The 15,639-nt window shown below is 50.3% G+C and carries 15 protein-coding genes; 11 read left to right on the forward strand and 4 right to left on the reverse strand.

Annotated elements, in window-relative coordinates:
• Positions 1-12 precede the first annotated feature (12 nt).
• The 7 genes from glnK (at position 13) to AC0L4K_RS18770 (ending at position 9,666) form a co-directional block, all read left to right on the forward strand.
• Positions 13-351, forward strand: coding sequence for a P-II family nitrogen regulator (glnK, locus tag AC0L4K_RS18740; RefSeq protein WP_299197554.1), 339 nt, complete (start codon positions 13-15; stop codon positions 349-351).
• Between the two features lie 127 nt (positions 352-478).
• On the forward strand, positions 479-1,693 hold the full coding sequence (locus AC0L4K_RS18745) for an aspartate aminotransferase family protein (RefSeq protein ID WP_473267520.1): 1,215 nt from the start codon (positions 479-481) through the stop codon (positions 1,691-1,693).
• 32 nt (positions 1,694-1,725) lie between these two features.
• Positions 1,726-2,958, forward strand: coding sequence for a hydrolase (locus AC0L4K_RS18750; protein WP_473267521.1), 1,233 nt, complete (start codon positions 1,726-1,728; stop codon positions 2,956-2,958).
• A 57-nt stretch (positions 2,959-3,015) separates the two neighbouring features.
• Positions 3,016-4,050, forward strand: a complete 1,035-nt coding sequence (gene astA, locus AC0L4K_RS18755; RefSeq protein WP_417226654.1) for an arginine N-succinyltransferase — start codon at positions 3,016-3,018, stop codon at positions 4,048-4,050.
• Between the two features lie 3 nt (positions 4,051-4,053).
• Positions 4,054-5,526, forward strand: coding sequence for a succinylglutamate-semialdehyde dehydrogenase (astD, locus tag AC0L4K_RS18760; RefSeq protein ID WP_473267522.1), 1,473 nt, complete (start codon positions 4,054-4,056; stop codon positions 5,524-5,526).
• A 17-nt stretch (positions 5,527-5,543) separates the two neighbouring features.
• Positions 5,544-6,884, forward strand: coding sequence for an N-succinylarginine dihydrolase (astB, locus tag AC0L4K_RS18765; RefSeq protein WP_473267523.1), 1,341 nt, complete (start codon positions 5,544-5,546; stop codon positions 6,882-6,884).
• 40 nt (positions 6,885-6,924) lie between these two features.
• Positions 6,925-9,666, forward strand: a complete 2,742-nt coding sequence (locus tag AC0L4K_RS18770) for a bifunctional diguanylate cyclase/phosphodiesterase (protein WP_417226648.1) — start codon at positions 6,925-6,927, stop codon at positions 9,664-9,666.
• Positions 9,667-9,715: 49 nt separating this feature from the next.
• Here the strand turns inward: AC0L4K_RS18770 and AC0L4K_RS18775 are convergent, their stop codons facing one another.
• Positions 9,716-11,017, reverse strand: a complete 1,302-nt coding sequence (locus tag AC0L4K_RS18775; protein ID WP_417226646.1) for a sensor histidine kinase — start codon at positions 11,015-11,017, stop codon at positions 9,716-9,718.
• A gap of 39 nt (positions 11,018-11,056) precedes the next feature.
• Positions 11,057-11,761: a response regulator gene (locus AC0L4K_RS18780; protein ID WP_417226644.1), complete on the reverse strand. Its 705-nt coding sequence runs from the start codon at positions 11,759-11,761 to the stop codon at positions 11,057-11,059.
• Positions 11,762-11,953: 192 nt separating this feature from the next.
• Between AC0L4K_RS18780 and AC0L4K_RS18785 the strand changes: the two genes are divergently transcribed.
• Positions 11,954-12,460: a Spy/CpxP family protein refolding chaperone gene (locus AC0L4K_RS18785; RefSeq protein WP_417226642.1), complete on the forward strand. Its 507-nt coding sequence runs from the start codon at positions 11,954-11,956 to the stop codon at positions 12,458-12,460.
• 158 nt (positions 12,461-12,618) lie between these two features.
• Here AC0L4K_RS18785 and AC0L4K_RS18790 read toward each other — a convergent pair whose 3' ends face one another.
• Positions 12,619-13,245 carry a DUF2799 domain-containing protein gene (locus AC0L4K_RS18790; protein ID WP_417226640.1) on the reverse strand — a complete coding sequence of 209 codons (627 nt, stop codon included), beginning with the start codon at positions 13,243-13,245 and terminating at the stop codon, positions 12,619-12,621.
• 76 nt (positions 13,246-13,321) lie between these two features.
• On the reverse strand, positions 13,322-13,666 hold the full coding sequence (locus tag AC0L4K_RS18795; RefSeq protein WP_417226638.1) for a 4a-hydroxytetrahydrobiopterin dehydratase: 345 nt from the start codon (positions 13,664-13,666) through the stop codon (positions 13,322-13,324).
• 136 nt (positions 13,667-13,802) lie between these two features.
• Here AC0L4K_RS18795 and AC0L4K_RS18800 point away from each other — a divergent pair, with 136 nt between their 5' ends.
• The 3 genes from AC0L4K_RS18800 (at position 13,803) to AC0L4K_RS18810 (ending at position 15,634) form a co-directional block, all read left to right on the forward strand.
• A complete protein-coding gene (locus AC0L4K_RS18800) occupies positions 13,803-14,054 on the forward strand; it encodes an FmdB family zinc ribbon protein (RefSeq protein WP_417226636.1) in 252 nt (83 codons plus the stop codon).
• A 1-nt stretch (position 14,055) separates the two neighbouring features.
• Positions 14,056-14,478, forward strand: coding sequence for a cytochrome b562 (locus AC0L4K_RS18805; RefSeq protein WP_417226634.1), 423 nt, complete (start codon positions 14,056-14,058; stop codon positions 14,476-14,478).
• Between the two features lie 97 nt (positions 14,479-14,575).
• Positions 14,576-15,634, forward strand: coding sequence for an efflux RND transporter periplasmic adaptor subunit (locus AC0L4K_RS18810; RefSeq protein ID WP_473267524.1), 1,059 nt, complete (start codon positions 14,576-14,578; stop codon positions 15,632-15,634).
• Positions 15,635-15,639: the final 5 nt, after the last annotated feature.

Below are 15,639 nucleotides of genomic sequence, written 5' to 3' on the forward strand. Positions count from 1 at the left end.
AGGATATAAATGATGAAACTGGTAAGTGCGGTAATAAAACCGTTCAAACTGGATGATGTACGTGAAGCCCTGTCAGAAATTGGCATTCAGGGTGTCACTGTCACAGAAGTAAAAGGCTTTGGACGTCAAAAGGGGCATACCGAGCTTTACCGCGGCGCAGAGTACGTTGTAGATTTTCTCCCTAAAGTGAAAATTGAAGCGGCTATCGCGGATGACTTGGTTGATCAAGTAATTGAAGCGATCGCCTCAACCGCCAATACCGGCAAAATTGGTGATGGCAAAATTTTTGTCACACCTCTTGAGCAAGCGATCCGTATCCGTACAGGTGAAACCGGTACTGACGCGCTTTAAACCACCCGATAATATGATTTTTTAAAGGCACTCATTGAGTGCCTTTTTTACGTCTGAAAAATAAAATTTCCGCCCCATTCGCCGCCAGCGTCTAAACTGAAAGGCAAGTCTCTGACAAGCGAGGGGGATGGATACAATGATTAACCGTAAAATGTTTGCTGATGTGATGGTGCCCAACTATTCGCCAAGCCAGATGATTCCGGTTAAAGGCGTCGGTTCACGGGTTTGGGACCAAGCCGGCAAAGAGTACATCGATTTCGCCGGCGGTATCGCAGTTAACGCGTTAGGCCATTGCCACCCGGAAATAGTGAAAACATTACAACAGCAGGGCCAAGCTCTCTGGCACCTGAGCAATGTATGGACCAATGAACCCGCACTAACACTCGCCCAGCAGCTATGCGATGCTACCTTCGCCGAGCAGATTCTATTTGCCAACTCAGGGGCGGAAGCCAATGAAGCCGCGCTAAAATTGGCCCGCATCTACGCCAAACAGCACTTTAGTCGCGATAAAACCAACATCATTGCATTCGACAACAGCTTTCACGGTCGCACTCTGTTTACCGTCACCGCTGGGGGACAAGCGAAATATACCGAAGGCTTCGAGCCTCTCCCGGGGGATATTACCCACCTCCCCTTCAATGGCCTCGCCGCACTTAATGCCCACATATCAGAAAAAACCTGCGCCGTGATTGTCGAACCGATTCAAGGTGAAGGTGGAATTATCCGGGCTCAGCCGGCTTTTCTCGAAGGCTTACGGACACTCTGCTCCCAACATAACGCGCTGTTGATTTTTGATGAGATTCAAACCGGCATGGGCCGTACTGGCGAACTATTTGCCTATCAGGGTTATAACGTTACACCCGACATCCTCACCTCTGCCAAAGCATTAGGCGCCGGCTTCCCTATCGCGGCGATGCTCACCACCCGAGAAATCGCCGCCAGTTTTACCGTTGGTACCCATGGAAGCACCTATGGCGGTAACCCGCTGGCCTGCGCCGTCGCGTCTAAAGCATTGGAGCTCATTAATAACCCCACCCTGTTAGAGGGGGTAAAGCAACGACAGCAACTATTTGCTAATGGCCTGCAGCAGTTGAATAACAAAATCGGGCTGTTCCAAGATATTCGCGCAGAAGGCTTACTCATCGGTTGTGAGCTGAAACAAACTTGGCATGGTAGAGCCCGGGATTTGCTAACACTCGCAGAAGAGCAAGGAGTGCTTATCCTCACCGCTGGGCCTAATGTGGTGCGGCTAACCCCTTCGCTTATCATTCCCTATCCCGATATCAGCAACGGCCTAAAACAATTGGCCCAAGCAATGCTAGCCATGAAAGTAGGTTATTAAACCGACTCACTGACAGCCCCGATCAGGTAACGATGATGAATACCCGACTCAGCTCTCTGATACAGCCATTAACACAACAGCAACCGGCATTAACCGCGTCGCTCATTGAGCTGGCGCAGATCAATTCTCACACCCTTAACCCTGCCGGAGTGGACCAAGTTGGGCAGCTATTGAGTCAACGCTTCTGCCAACAATTAGATTGCGACCATCAGCAGATTAGCCTGCCGCCCTATCAGCTCTACCGCACCGATGGCAGCGTCATGGAACACCCTTTGGGTCATCTTCAACTTTTCAAGAAACGCCCCGATGCGCCACTACAACTATTGCTCACCGGCCATCTGGACACCGTATTCCCCGTTGATTCAGGGTTCCAACAATGCCGTTGGCTAGATGATCACACCCTAAATGGCCCCGGGGTAAGTGATATGAAGGGAGGTCTACTGGTGATGTTGACGGCCTTGAGCACTTTTGAGCAATCTCCTCAAGCCCAACAGGTCGGTTGGACCGTCATACTTAACCCCGACGAAGAGATAGGCTCCCCCAGTTCTGCCGCTTTACTGGCAGAGCAGGCCGCACAACATGATCTGGGCATGATCTACGAACCCGCCCTACCCGATGGCCAACTCGCTGGCGAACGTAAAGGCAGCGGCAACTTCACCGCTATTATTCAGGGTGTCGCCGCCCATGCCGGACGAGAGCATCACCTCGGTCGTAATGCAATCTGCGCAATGGCGGAATTCATCACCGCCGTCGATCAGCTAAATGGTGTGCGTGAAGGTGTCACGGTGAATGTCGGCGTGATGGACGGTGGCGTGACCACCAATCAAGTACCGGATCAGGCCCGCTGTCGCTTTAATATTCGTACCCGAATCACAGCAGATGAACACTGGTGCCAACAAAAGCTAACAGAGATTGAAGCCAAAATTAATCAAAAAGAGGGGATATCCCTTAGCTTGCACGGCCACTTTGGCCGCAGCCCTAAATCATTAGATACGGCGCATCTCGCCCTTTATCAACTGGTATCCACCTGTTCGGCGCAACTTGGCATACCGCTGCAGTGGCAGGCCACCGGCGGGTGCTGCGATGGTAATAACTTATCCACAGCCGGATTACCCAATGTCGATACCCTCGGCGCGCTCGGCGGCAATATTCATAGTGACAAGGAGTTTATCAATATCAGCAGCCTCGTCACCCGCGCCCAACTCAGTACGCTGATATTACTAACACTGGCAGAGCAGGCCGAACGCTGGCGTAGAACACGCTAACCTATCCACTAAAAAGGATTCCGCCGTGCCATTAAATCAATCATGAGGAGAGTAGGGATGAACGATATCAATATAATTCGCCCGATCAGACGATCAGATCTGGATCGCCTCTATGAAATGGCCAACAACAGCGGTCCGGGGTTCACCTCACTACCCGCTAACCGAGACCTCTTGGAAGCCAAAATTCTAGCCTCAGAAAAATCCTTTCAACAACCCGTCGCTGACCCTCTCGGTGACAGCTATCTGTTTGTCCTAGAAGACTGTTCGCAGCAGCGAGTCATCGGTGTTTGCGGTATTGAGTCGGCCGTGGGTTTACGAGAACCTTTCTATCACTACCGCATCGGCACCGTGGTTCATGCATCGCGCGAACTCGGCGTGCATAATAGCTTTAAAACTCTCTATCTATGCAATGACTACACCGGCTGCACCGAGGTCTGCACCCTTTATTTAGAGCCACAATACCGACAGGATAATAACGGCGCCTTACTGTCTCGCTGCCGCTTCCTCTTTATCGCTCAATTTAAAGAGCGCTTTGCGGCAAAGGTAATCGCTGAAATGCGCGGCGTTAGCGATCCTCAGGGGCGCTCGCCTTTTTGGGAAGGATTAGGGCAACACTTTTTCAGCATGGCATTCTCTGAGGCTGACTATCTCACTGGCATCGGTAATAAGGTCTTTATAGCCGAGCTGATGCCCAAGCATTCTATCTATATTCACCTGCTGCCAGAGAACGCCCGTAAGGTGATTGGTGAGGTACACGAGAACACCGTGCCCGCGCGTAAAATGCTAGAAAGTGAAGGTTTTCGCTACGAGGAATATATCGATATTTTTGATGCGGGGCCGACGCTTGCCTGCAAACCAAAAGATATAAGAGTGATCCGCAAAAGCCATTATGCCGAGGTCGCTAGCGATTCCTATCATGCCGGTAACACGCCCTACCTAATCAGTAATACATCCCGGCAAGCCTTTCGCTGCGCCATCGTTTATAGCACCCCAGTTGCCGGCAAAATCCCCCTCCCAACAACACTAGCCCAGCAACTACAGGTCGCCCAAGGCGACCAAGTTCGGGTTGTGCCTCTCAAGCGCAGGAGTTGAACCATGAAAACCCAGGCATCACTCTATATCGGCGGGCGCTGGATAGCCGGTGACGGGCCATTGTTAACCTCTAACAGCCCCACTTCCGATGAACCGCTCTGGCAGGGCCGCGGTGCCTCAGTCTCACAGGTGAATAATGCCGTAAACGCTGCCCGAGCCGCCTCATTGCATTGGCGCGAACTCACACTGTCGCAACGACAACACTATATCCTCCGCTTTACAGAGCTACTGCAACAGCACTCAGAGTTACTCGCAGACAGCATCGGGCAGGAAACCGGTAAACCCCTGTGGGAAAGCCGCACTGAAGTTAGCGCAATGATCAGTAAAACCGAGATCTCCTTTCAGGCGTATGCCGAGCGCTGCCCCACACGGCGCGAACAAGGGCCACAGGGGGAGCAGGTATTACGGCATAAACCCCACGGGGTCGTGGCGATATTCGGCCCCTACAATTTTCCCATGCATCTACCCAATGGGCATATCATTCCCGCGCTATTGGCGGGCAATACCGTAGTATTTAAGCCCAGCGAATTAACTCCTCGATGCGCTGAACTCATGGTTCATCTATGGCAAAAAGCGGCGCTTCCCGATGGTGTGCTCAACCTAATTCAAGGTGATAGCGAAACCGGTAAAGCACTCGCCGCCTCAGCGGACATCGACGGACTCTTTTTTACGGGCAGTGCTACCACCGGCCAACTGTTGCACCGTCAGTTTGGCGGACATCCCGAAAAGATCCTAGCACTGGAAATGGGTGGCAATAACCCCTTGGTAATCACCCCCGTCGAGAACTTGAAAGCCGCCCTGCATGACACGATTATGTCCGCTTTTATCAGCGCCGGGCAACGCTGTACCTGCGCCCGACGCTTACTGCTACCCGCATCCCCTTGGGGGGATCGTTTCCTTGAACAGTTAATCCACGCCTGTCGCAAACTCAAGGTCGGTTTATACAATGCCGATCCGCAGCCCTTTATGGGTAGCCTAATCAATCAAGCTGCGGCCGATAATATCCTTGATGCACAACATCACTTACATCAGCACGGGGCTAGCATACTACTCGAAGCACAGCTGTTGAATGACAGCGGCACTCTGCTGTCACCCGCCATTATCGACACCACGGCGATGACTCAGAGACCGGATGAAGAGTATTTCGGACCACTCTTACAAGTAATCCGCTACGACCATTTTACCACGGCCATCACTCTGGCGAATCACACCGCTTACGGCCTATCAGCTGGCTTATTCAGTGATGATCCTGTGCAATATGCATATTTTCAACGCCATATTCGTGCCGGCATTATCAATTGGAACCGTCCGCTCACCGGTGCCAGCAGTGCACTCCCTTTTGGCGGCTGCGGTAGCAGTGGCAACCACCGCCCTTCAGCCTACTATGCGGCGGATTACTGCGCCTATGCGGTGGCTTCCATCGAAAGCAGCGAACCCAAGCTACCGGCGAATCTCAGCCCAGGCTTAACCCTATAGCGACTCATGGAGGTTGTATGCCGTATCAGGAAGTTAACTTTGATGGCTTAATTGGCCCTAGTCATAACTATGCGGGGCTATCGCCTGGCAACCTCGCATCTAACCAGCATAAAGGTCAAATCGCTTCGCCCCGTCAGGCGGCCCTTCAGGGGCTGGAGAAAATGTGGCGTTTAGTGCAGTTGGGGCAAACCCAAGGCGTATTGCCACCCGCTTGCCGCCCAGATTTTGATACTCTTAGACGTCTAGGCTTTCACGGCAACAGCGAACAGGTTCTCAGCCAAGCCCACCGTCAGGCACCACATCTATTAGCGGCTTGTTATTCCGCCTCTTCGATGTGGGCGGCAAATGCGGCAACCGTATCCAGCAGTCTTGATAACCCAGACAAACGCATACATTTTACCCCGGCCAACCTGATAACCACCTTCCACCGTGCCATTGAAACAACCTCCAGCGGCACGCTATTACAACGCATTTTTCCCAACCCGAAACATTTCTGCCATCATCCATCACTACCTGCACAAAGCCACTTTGCCGATGAAGGCGCTGCCAATCACACCCGCCTTTGCCCAACTCACAGCCATCCGGGCCTGACATTGCTGGTTTATGGCCGCGGCAATCAGACCGCCACACCTCAACGCTTTCCGGCGCGGCAAACCCAGGCCGCCTGTGAAGCGTTGATTCGGCAGCATAACTTATCTACATCCCATGTATTACTGGCACAGCAAAACCCAAAGGTGATCGATCAGGGCGTTTTTCATCATGATGTTATCGGTGTCGGACAGCGTAACCTATTATTGCTACACCAAGACGCTTGGGTTAATCAGGCATCCCTCTTGTATCGCTTACAGCAGCAGTGGCAACGCCTAGAAAGCGATACGCCGCTGATTATTCATCAAATCAACCGTCAAGATCTAAGCGTTAAGAATGCCGTCGATAGCTACTTATTTAATAGCCAACTAATTAGCCTTGCAGATCAAACTATGCTGTTACTCGCCCCCGCCAACTGTCTCGCATCGCCTCAGGCACAAAACGCCATAGATCAGTTAATTGACGGCCCTAATCCGGTTAATGCGGTAGAGTATATCGACCTGACACAAAGCATGAATAACGGTGGAGGACCTGCCTGTCTGCGCTTACGCGTGCCGATGAGTGAAACAGAACTGGCCGCCGTTCATTCCCCAGTATTACTCAATGAACCGCTATATCAGCAGTTGAAAAACTGGATTAACCGTCACTACCGGGATCAATTAGCACCGGAAGACCTTGCCGACCCTCATCTAGCGAATGAGATCTGCACCGCACTGGAGCAACTCACAGAAATCCTCGCCTTGCCGCATTTGTACTCGTTTCAGGTATAGGAGTAATAACTTTTGTTGCAATTCTACCTATACTCTCACTATGACATTTAAAACGACTAACAAAGTATATCTCGCCGTCCTGATCTATATTATCTGGGTTGCGATCTACGTCGTTTGGGGTTATTCACAGGAACATGACCGAATTTACCAACAGATTGATACCGATCTAGTCCTCAGTGCCAGAACCGCACCATTAATATTACCGCCGGATTTTCATCATAAAGACATGAAGCCCGGCGATATTGACCACGCCACTGATCTAAATAACACCATAAAACTATCGCGTTTTACCCGAAATATAGATGTTATCTACGTCTATACGCTAATAAAGCAGGAGGATACGATATTTTTTACCAGTTCTGGCAGCACTAATGATGAGCTTCAATCAGGCAAATACCTCTACAATTATTTTTTACCCTATGACGATGCCGACCCTCGTATAGATCAGGTCTTCACCGAAAGAACACAACAGTTCTTCGAAATAACGGACGCCTGGGGGCACTTTCGTAGCGTATTTATCCCGCAACTCTCCTCTGATGGCCGCCTGTTTGTCACCGCGGCTGATATCGAAATCAGCCACATTCATTCACTGTTAACCCAATACCTCATACAACAGATAACGATCGCAACGATCTTTTTACTCTTTTTATTACCGATCCTGTTCACCTTCTCTGCCGCTCAACGTCGCTGGGCGAGAGAGCTTGAGTGCAGTGTCAAAGAACGCACCGAAGAGTTGCATAACAGTGAAGCACGCCTCTCCTCAATTGTCGAGCACTCACCGGTGGGCATTTTTCACTATGATCAGGCGAGTAATATCACCATGATCAATCAGCGTTTTACCGATATTATCGGCTCCCCTAGCTCAGCCATTGTTGGCCTTAATTTACGTGAAAAACTGACTAACCAGCAGGTTATCGCCGCGTTAAACGAAGCACTGGAAGGTAATATTGGTTATTTCGAAGGCCCCTATGTGTCCATTATGGGCCATCGTTCCATGTACCTGATGGCTGAGTTTGTTCCCCTACGAGACCATACCGGCGCAGTGAATGGTGGCGTAGGCGTATTTAATGACATTACTGAACAGCAGGCGGCCACCAGCACCCTGAAGAAATTATCACGGGCGGTCGAACAAAGCCCCAATATGGTGGTCATCACCGACCTTAGCGGCAATATCGAGTATATTAACCCGCGTTTCACCGACATTACTGGCTATTCGGCCGATGAGGTCATGGGCAAGAATTCTCGTTTACTCAATTCCGGCGAAACCTCCAAAGAGGTCTACCATGACCTGTGGAAAACCCTGTTATCCGGCCAAGAATGGCGCGGTGTGTTTCATAATAAAAAGAAGAACGGCGAGCTATATTGGGCCGAAGAGATCATTTCACCTATTACCAATAACCTCGGCGAAATTACCCATTTCGTGGCCCTACAGGATGATATTACCGAAGTCCGTAAGATCAACGACCAGATCGATTTCCAAACCACCCATGATTCACTAACCGGTTTGCTCAATCGACAACAGTTTGAAAATGAACTCACCCAAACCATCGAACATGCCCATAAATACCTCTCCCACCATGTACTCTGCTTTATCGATATTGATCAATTTAAGATCATCAATGATACCTGCGGCCATATGGCCGGGGATGACATGCTACGACAGGTCAGCAACCTCATTCGCGATAAACTACGCAGCCGCGATACCTTGGCCCGCCCCGGTGGCGATGAATTCCTCTTGCTACTAGAAAACGCCAGCCTAGCCAGAGGAGAACATGTCATCCAGATGATTATGGCCGACCTTAAACAGTTCCGTTTCCAGTGGGAAGAACACACCTTTAAGGTCGAAATCAGCGCAGGTATCACGATCGTTGACCATCATACGAACAGCGCTGTTGCGGCCCTTCAAGATGTTGATACGGCCTGTTATACCGCCAAAGATGCCGGCCGTAATCGTATCCATATTTACAATGACCATGATGAACAGCAACTGATTCGTAAGGGCTATATTCAGTGGGCCACAGAGATCCATCGCGCCCTAGAAGAAAACGCCTTTAAGCTCTATGCACAGCCGATAGTGCCGCTACAAAGCGACCAGAAAATTGGTTATGAAATTTTGCTCCGACTGCAATCTGACACCGGGAAGATCATCGCTCCGGATGCCTTTCTACCCGCCGCTGAACGTTACAATATCGCCCCTCAAATCGATCGTTGGGTCATTCGTAATAGCTTGCAGTGGATGGCGAACAATATTGATAACCTAGATCATATTTCCAGTTTAGCGATCAACCTATCCGGTCAATCTCTCGGGGACGATTCTTTATTGGGATTCATTATCCGCAGTATTCAGCAAGGCCCTGTGCCGGCGAACATGATCAAGTTCGAAATCACCGAAACCGCAGCGATTGCTAACCTTAAAAATGCGCAAATATTTATCCGCTCGTTGAAAAACCTTGGCTGCCGCTTTGCCCTCGATGACTTTGGTAGCGGCCTGTCGTCCTTTGCCTACCTGAAAAACTTGCCGGTCGACCTCCTGAAAATCGACGGTATGTTCGTGCGCAATATACTGACCGACCCCATTGATGAAGCGATGGTCCGCTCCATTAACGAGGTGGGTCATATTATGGGAATGAAGACTATCGCTGAGTTTGTCGAAACCGATGAGATGATGGCTCGCCTTAAGAGTATCGGGGTCGATTATGCACAGGGCTATGCCATTAGCCGCCCAGTGCCGATCGATACTATCTTGCAGCAAAGTCCGCAGACGAGCTCAACCACTTCATAACTCTTTAAGCGACCTCGCAGATCACTCATAACCTGTCAGCCCGTATACCTCAAGCTTTGGGGAAACTCAGAATCAACTCGAGCCCCTCCCCCGTAGGGCTGCGCGCGGTAAGCGTGCCGCCTAACAACTGAGTTGCACGCTGCGCAATACTCAAGCCGAGGCCATAACCGTTCTGCTGCCCGGTAAAGCGTACAAAGGGTTTAAACATCCGTGCTAACTGCTCCTCATTGAGGCCAGGACCTTTATCGGCTACCCGAATTAACACCTTGCCGGCCACTAACTCAGCTGAAATACGAATCTGCGTCCCCGTTGGCGTGTGTTTCACCGCATTACCGAGAATATTACTCAAGGCCCGCTCCAATAGCACTGGGTTACCTTTTATCCGGTAATCCACAGGCTGCCATTGCAGCGGGTGCTGTGGCGCACTAAAGCTAAAATCGTCCACCAAGGTATCGATCACGCTATTAAGCGCAAAGGGCTGATCTGACAGCTCCATTTGCTCCAGCCGAGATAAGCGCAGAATCTCATCGATCAACCGATTAATACGATCACATTCCTGATTAATCCGCTCAATATATTGCTGATCCGCATCCGACATCTTCTGCCCGGCCAACCCCGCTGCCATCTGCAGCCTTGCTAAAGGCGCTCGCAGCTCATGAGAGACATCCTGTAATAAATGGGTATTCGATTGCAGCGTTTGCTCAACATATTCCGCCATCTGATTGAATTCACGACTCAGTTCACCAATCTCATCGCCTCGGCGACTGAGACGATCATCGGTGCGGGCGCTCAAGTCGCCGTTATACAGATCACGGGCATACTGCCGTAAACGGTTCACCGGACGCACCACCATCAGACTAATCAACAACGCGGCAATACCCGCCACTACCATTAACAGCGCCACTTGAACCGAGAGAAAGAAACCAAACAGTTTGCCAACTAAATCAGGTGGTAGGTGGGTTTCAGCCACTACCCTATATTCACGATTACTATCAGAAATAACCTTAAAAATCATAGGCTCACGGAATTTTCGTAGATCACTACGGCCAAAAATAACCTTGCCGTTGGGCAACTCAGCAATTTGAATTTGAACCGGAAACGGCCGCTTTTCTTTGTGATCATCATGAATTCGTCGCCATTCCTTTATCGAAGGTAGTCGACCATTTCGTTCATAACGATCAATCAATAGCTCCGCCTGCCCCAATGCTTTGGCACTCAGCACATCACGATCACGCTCTTGCTCTGAAAGATGCCCAATAACAAAGGCCGTCAGTGTAATCACCAGAAAACTGGTAACCCACACGGTCACAAATATTTTCAGAAACAATCGTTTATACCAGCGAATCGCCATTAACCTACTACCTGCCTTAATTTTGCTCTGTACGAGACGTTATTCGTTGACCAACATATAGCCCGCACCACGTACGGTTTTAATCAGTTCACTACCGGGGATCGCCGCCGCCAGTTTTTGGCGTACCCGGCTCACGTGGACATCGATCGCCCGATCATAAGCGGTCAACTTACGGTGTAACACTTTCTCGGTCAGCTCATCTTTACTGATAATAGAGCCTACGCCACGCATCAACTCAGCCAAGACATTAAACTCGGCACTGGTTAATTCGATCTCGCTGCCAGCCACCAGCACGCGGCGCTTGCCGGGATCCAACTGGATATTGTGTAGGCTCAGCATATCCGAACGACTGTCTTCCGGTTCTGGGGAGTGAACACTGCGCCGTAATACCGCACGAATACGAGCCACTAATTCACGGGGGTTGCAAGGCTTGCCCAAATAATCATCGGCGCCCATTTCTAAACCGATAATCCGATCGATATCATCGCCCCGCCCGGTGAGCATTATCACCGGGGTTTTAATTCGAGGCCGTACCTGTTGTAACAGTTCGAGGCCCGTCTGCCCCGGCATCATAATGTCAAAAATCAGCAGGTCGTAACGGCCATCTTGCTGTAGTAACGGTAATGCTTGCTCAACACTGTGGGCAAAACTGACCTCAAAGCCTTCGGACTGGAGGTACTGTCCCATCAGTTCACAAAGTTCCTGATCGTCATCGACTAATAGTAGCTTCACGTTCTCACTCATAAATAGATCTCTTTCTGGATGAACCGCTTCAATATGAACCACTTCAAGATAATGCCAGAGTAATCAAGCCACCGAGTAATTTCATCTGTCTTAAACACCCTTTACCAAACTTTACACCTCCTTTACCCAACTTAGCAGGGGGGCAGGACATACTGTATCCATCAAAACAAACAACGCTTTCGGAGAACGACCATGCGTAAACAAATCATTATAGGAATTACCGCTGCTATCATTGGTGCAGGTGCACTTACCGCAGGTATCGCTTCAGCTCACGATAAAGACCGTTGCGGTGATCGTGAAGAAGGCCATCACGGCAAACATGAACAGATGGAAGACGGTAAGCATGCCGGCAAACGTCTGCACGCTATGGTCAAAAAATTAGACCTGAGCGAAGCGCAAGAAACGCAGGTGAAAGAACTGTTCAAAGATCGTCGCGACGAGATGCGTGATCAGCGTGATCAAATGAAAGAGATGTATACCGCGATGCGGGATCTGGATGTCAATGCCGCCGATTATGATCAGCAGGTCGCTGACCTTGTCGCTACCGCACAGGAAAATACAGCTAAGATGATCACCATGCGTGCCGAACAGAAAAAAGAGCTATTCGCGATCCTTACTCCTGAGCAACAGGAGAAATTTATGGAGATGCGCCCAGACAAACCACGTCACGGTGATAAAAAACCCCGTCACGACGACTAATATCGATTCAACCCCGTTGATCGGGTCGGCTGATTCAGGCTCCAGCCGGCCCACCTAAACCCCGTTACATCGATTTATCGCTATTCACCATCGCCTTTAAACAGGCTTCTTACCCTGCCCTTGTGCAGGGCTTTTTTTGTCTTACAAAACAACTTAGCTCATAGCTGTGAACGTAGATCGGCTTCCAATGTGGTGAGATAACGCGCTTCCCTATCCACCTCATGCTGTTGTTGCATAATATGTAAGGCACGCAAATGAATGGCTCGGTCCAACCCTCGAACCTCATTAAGTAACAAAGCACGCCTGCTAGGCTCAAGTTTATCCGCCAATAATGCATCCCGAGCTTGGTTAAGCTGATGTCTATCGGCATGTTGCGCAGCTTTCAACGCCGTTAACCGCTCCTTAGCATCGGCCAACCGCTCTACTTGCCGATGAGCCTCGACACCTAGCTCAAAACCATACGCAAACGCTGGACGCAGGTCACCACTACAAACGGCATTGAACACCTTCCCTGCGCGGGCGGTTGCATAGCCATTAACAGCAGTGCAGTAGCGTATCACTCCGCGATCGTAGCCTTGCAAATAATCATCGATCTGTGGCACCACACCATATTCAGCACAGGCGTCTCGATGCTGCTCTAAACGCTTAGTTTCATATCCTGCCGCACCATCATTAAAGCCAATCAATTGCCAATCCGCCGACAAACAATCATCTTTATCGAGCGTGGCACAGCTTGCCAACCCCACACTTAGCAAGACCACTAACGATCGCCTTATCATGTACATCGCTCCCTCTTTTGATTAAGTGGGCATTGTGCCCAATCGTCGCTGAATACCAACCGAACATGCCGCTAGTATCGGATTATTCAGCATCCAGCGCATCGATCATTGCCGCGCAAATAAAATCATTTTCAGACAAACCACCCAGAACATGAGTGGTGTAACGTACCCGGCAGCGGGCATAACTCACCTCGAGATCGGGATGATGGTTTTCTCGCTGGGCGATCCACGCCAATGCATTGACGAATGCCATCGTGTGATGAAAATCGTTAAACTGGAATAGTTTGTGGATAACTTTAGCCCCATCACCGATAGACCAGCCAGACGCTAGTTGCCCTAAGCGCTGCTGCGCCTCTTCTGGACTCAGCTCAGCTAACCCTTGGTAGGGAAGACAATGACGTGTTTTTAAACCACTCGACTGGTGCATAGGCCACTCCAAAAATTAAACATCGATGAGTCAGTATAAACACCTATCCGCTAACGTCGTGTATATTGATTACCTCCGCCGAAAAACCATGCTAAGGTTCGGCCTCGGAAAGGCAGAAACGACAAGGAAAGAGATTATGCCAACTTATGATTATCGCTGCGAAACAACCGGCGAGATTTTTACGGTGCGCCACCCAATGGCACTCAAGCTCTCAACCTGGGCTGATCTATGTGATATCGGCGGCTTTGACGAGGGTAATACCCCCATTAATGCCGCCATCACCAAACTACTTAATACCGGTGGTGTCATTCGTCATAAAACCCTTAACGACCCCGAAGCCCCTCCCTGCCTGGGTAGCGCGGGCTGCTCCGGCCATTGTGGAAGCTAATATGTTGTTCAAAAAGCTGTATAAAACTCCTATATTCGTATTACTCATCAGCCTGCTATTGATTAACACCGTTAGCGCCGGGCCGCTCAAGCCCACCATGAAAGAGATGCGCCTGCATTATAAGCAAGCCGTCGACACTCAAGATCCAACTATTTTTAACGCTAAAATCGCACTATTTTTAACCGAGTTGCAAACCGCTCGGGCATACAAATTTTCACCCGAGCGCAAAGAACTATCACTGGAAGGCCTTAATAAGGTACAAAACATAGTTAGCAGCCTACCAACAGCCACCGATGCCAACCTTGCTGAGCTACAAGGCCAACTAAAAGAGGTGGATCAGCTACGTTTGGAATACCATAAAAAAGTAAAGCCGGGGGTGTTTGATTTACTCCTCGACACGTTTAAAAAAGCACTAAATCTGTAGCACAATCTATGTATCAGTTTTAACCGAAACCGCTGTCGACATTTCATCTATCTGTGGTATAGATATTATTCATCATTCACATAGACAGCGGCGTTATATGTCCGGCAAAATTGTTACCCTGTTATGCACAACCTTCATATTACTCTCCGGGTGCGAACAACAGCCTAGTGGAAAAGCGCGTCAAGCGAAGCCTCACCTGGTTGAGGTCATGCAGGCAGCCCCCGCCGATATTGAACTAGAGCGGATTCGAACCGGCACCCTTGAAGCCTTTCAAACCATCAATATCTATACCCAAGAAGAGGGTATCGTCAAACAGATATTGCCCCGTGAAGGCGACCGGGTGACACGCGATCAGCTGTTAGTCACATTGGATGATCAGCTACTCAAGGCGCAGTTACAACGGGCCCGAGCTGTTCGCCAGCAGGCCGAGACCGAATTAGCCCGTATCAAAGGGCTTATTAAGCGCAACCTCACTGCCCGTTCAGAGCTCACCAGCCGAGAAACCGATCTCGCCGTTGCCCAAGCCGATGAAAAAGTGATCGCCACGCGGCTTGGCTATACCCGTATACGCTCTCCCATTGACGGTGTCATCACTGGCCGACATACCGAACCGGGAAATCTGGCGGAGCAGTCCTCTCACCTATTAACCGTTGCTGATATCAATAGTCTAAGGCTGAAGGTCGATGTCTCTGAACTGCTCATCAATCAACTAACGATCGGTATGCCGGTCGACATTCAGATCGATGCTCTACAAACAAGCCAACAACGGCAGCCCTTTGCGGTGCCCGGTAAAATCAGCCGAGTCTACCCCACCATCGATCCGGCGACCCGCAGTGGCACCCTTGAAATCAGCCTGAATCCTGCACCAGAGGGCGCACGCCCGGGCCAGTTTGCACGAGTCAAATTCAGTATCGCCCGCCAACAGGTGCTGCTGTTACCTTTCGGCAGCCTGCGACAATCCACCAACGGCAGTTATGTCTTCATAACCGACAGCGAGAATAAGGTGCAGATACGGCCACTCGAAACCGGTCTAAAAACCGGCGAACAGATCGAAATTATCGCCGGACTTCAGCCAGGAGAGCGGGTCATTACCCGGGGCTTCACCAACCTCAAACCGGGGATGCCGGTGACTATCGTTAACCGGACAACGGACTGAGGCTA

The sequence above is a fragment of the Amphritea sp. GJ51-11 genome (genome assembly GCF_055808735.1).

Coding starts and splice junctions, on each gene's coding strand:
- glnK (WP_299197554.1), top strand. CDS start 13: ATGAAACTGGTAAGTGCGGTAATAAAACCGTTCAAACTGGATGATGTA.
- AC0L4K_RS18745 (WP_473267520.1), top strand. CDS start 479: ATGGATACAATGATTAACCGTAAAATGTTTGCTGATGTGATGGTGCCC.
- AC0L4K_RS18750 (WP_473267521.1), top strand. CDS start 1,726: ATGATGAATACCCGACTCAGCTCTCTGATACAGCCATTAACACAACAG.
- astA (WP_417226654.1), top strand. CDS start 3,016: ATGAACGATATCAATATAATTCGCCCGATCAGACGATCAGATCTGGAT.
- astD (WP_473267522.1), top strand. CDS start 4,054: ATGAAAACCCAGGCATCACTCTATATCGGCGGGCGCTGGATAGCCGGT.
- astB (WP_473267523.1), top strand. CDS start 5,544: ATGCCGTATCAGGAAGTTAACTTTGATGGCTTAATTGGCCCTAGTCAT.
- AC0L4K_RS18770 (WP_417226648.1), top strand. CDS start 6,925: ATGACATTTAAAACGACTAACAAAGTATATCTCGCCGTCCTGATCTAT.
- AC0L4K_RS18775 (WP_417226646.1), bottom strand. CDS start 11,017: ATGGCGATTCGCTGGTATAAACGATTGTTTCTGAAAATATTTGTGACC.
- AC0L4K_RS18780 (WP_417226644.1), bottom strand. CDS start 11,761: ATGAGTGAGAACGTGAAGCTACTATTAGTCGATGACGATCAGGAACTT.
- AC0L4K_RS18785 (WP_417226642.1), top strand. CDS start 11,954: ATGCGTAAACAAATCATTATAGGAATTACCGCTGCTATCATTGGTGCA.
- AC0L4K_RS18790 (WP_417226640.1), bottom strand. CDS start 13,245: ATGTACATGATAAGGCGATCGTTAGTGGTCTTGCTAAGTGTGGGGTTG.
- AC0L4K_RS18795 (WP_417226638.1), bottom strand. CDS start 13,666: ATGCACCAGTCGAGTGGTTTAAAAACACGTCATTGTCTTCCCTACCAA.
- AC0L4K_RS18800 (WP_417226636.1), top strand. CDS start 13,803: ATGCCAACTTATGATTATCGCTGCGAAACAACCGGCGAGATTTTTACG.
- AC0L4K_RS18805 (WP_417226634.1), top strand. CDS start 14,056: ATGTTGTTCAAAAAGCTGTATAAAACTCCTATATTCGTATTACTCATC.
- AC0L4K_RS18810 (WP_473267524.1), top strand. CDS start 14,576: ATGTCCGGCAAAATTGTTACCCTGTTATGCACAACCTTCATATTACTC.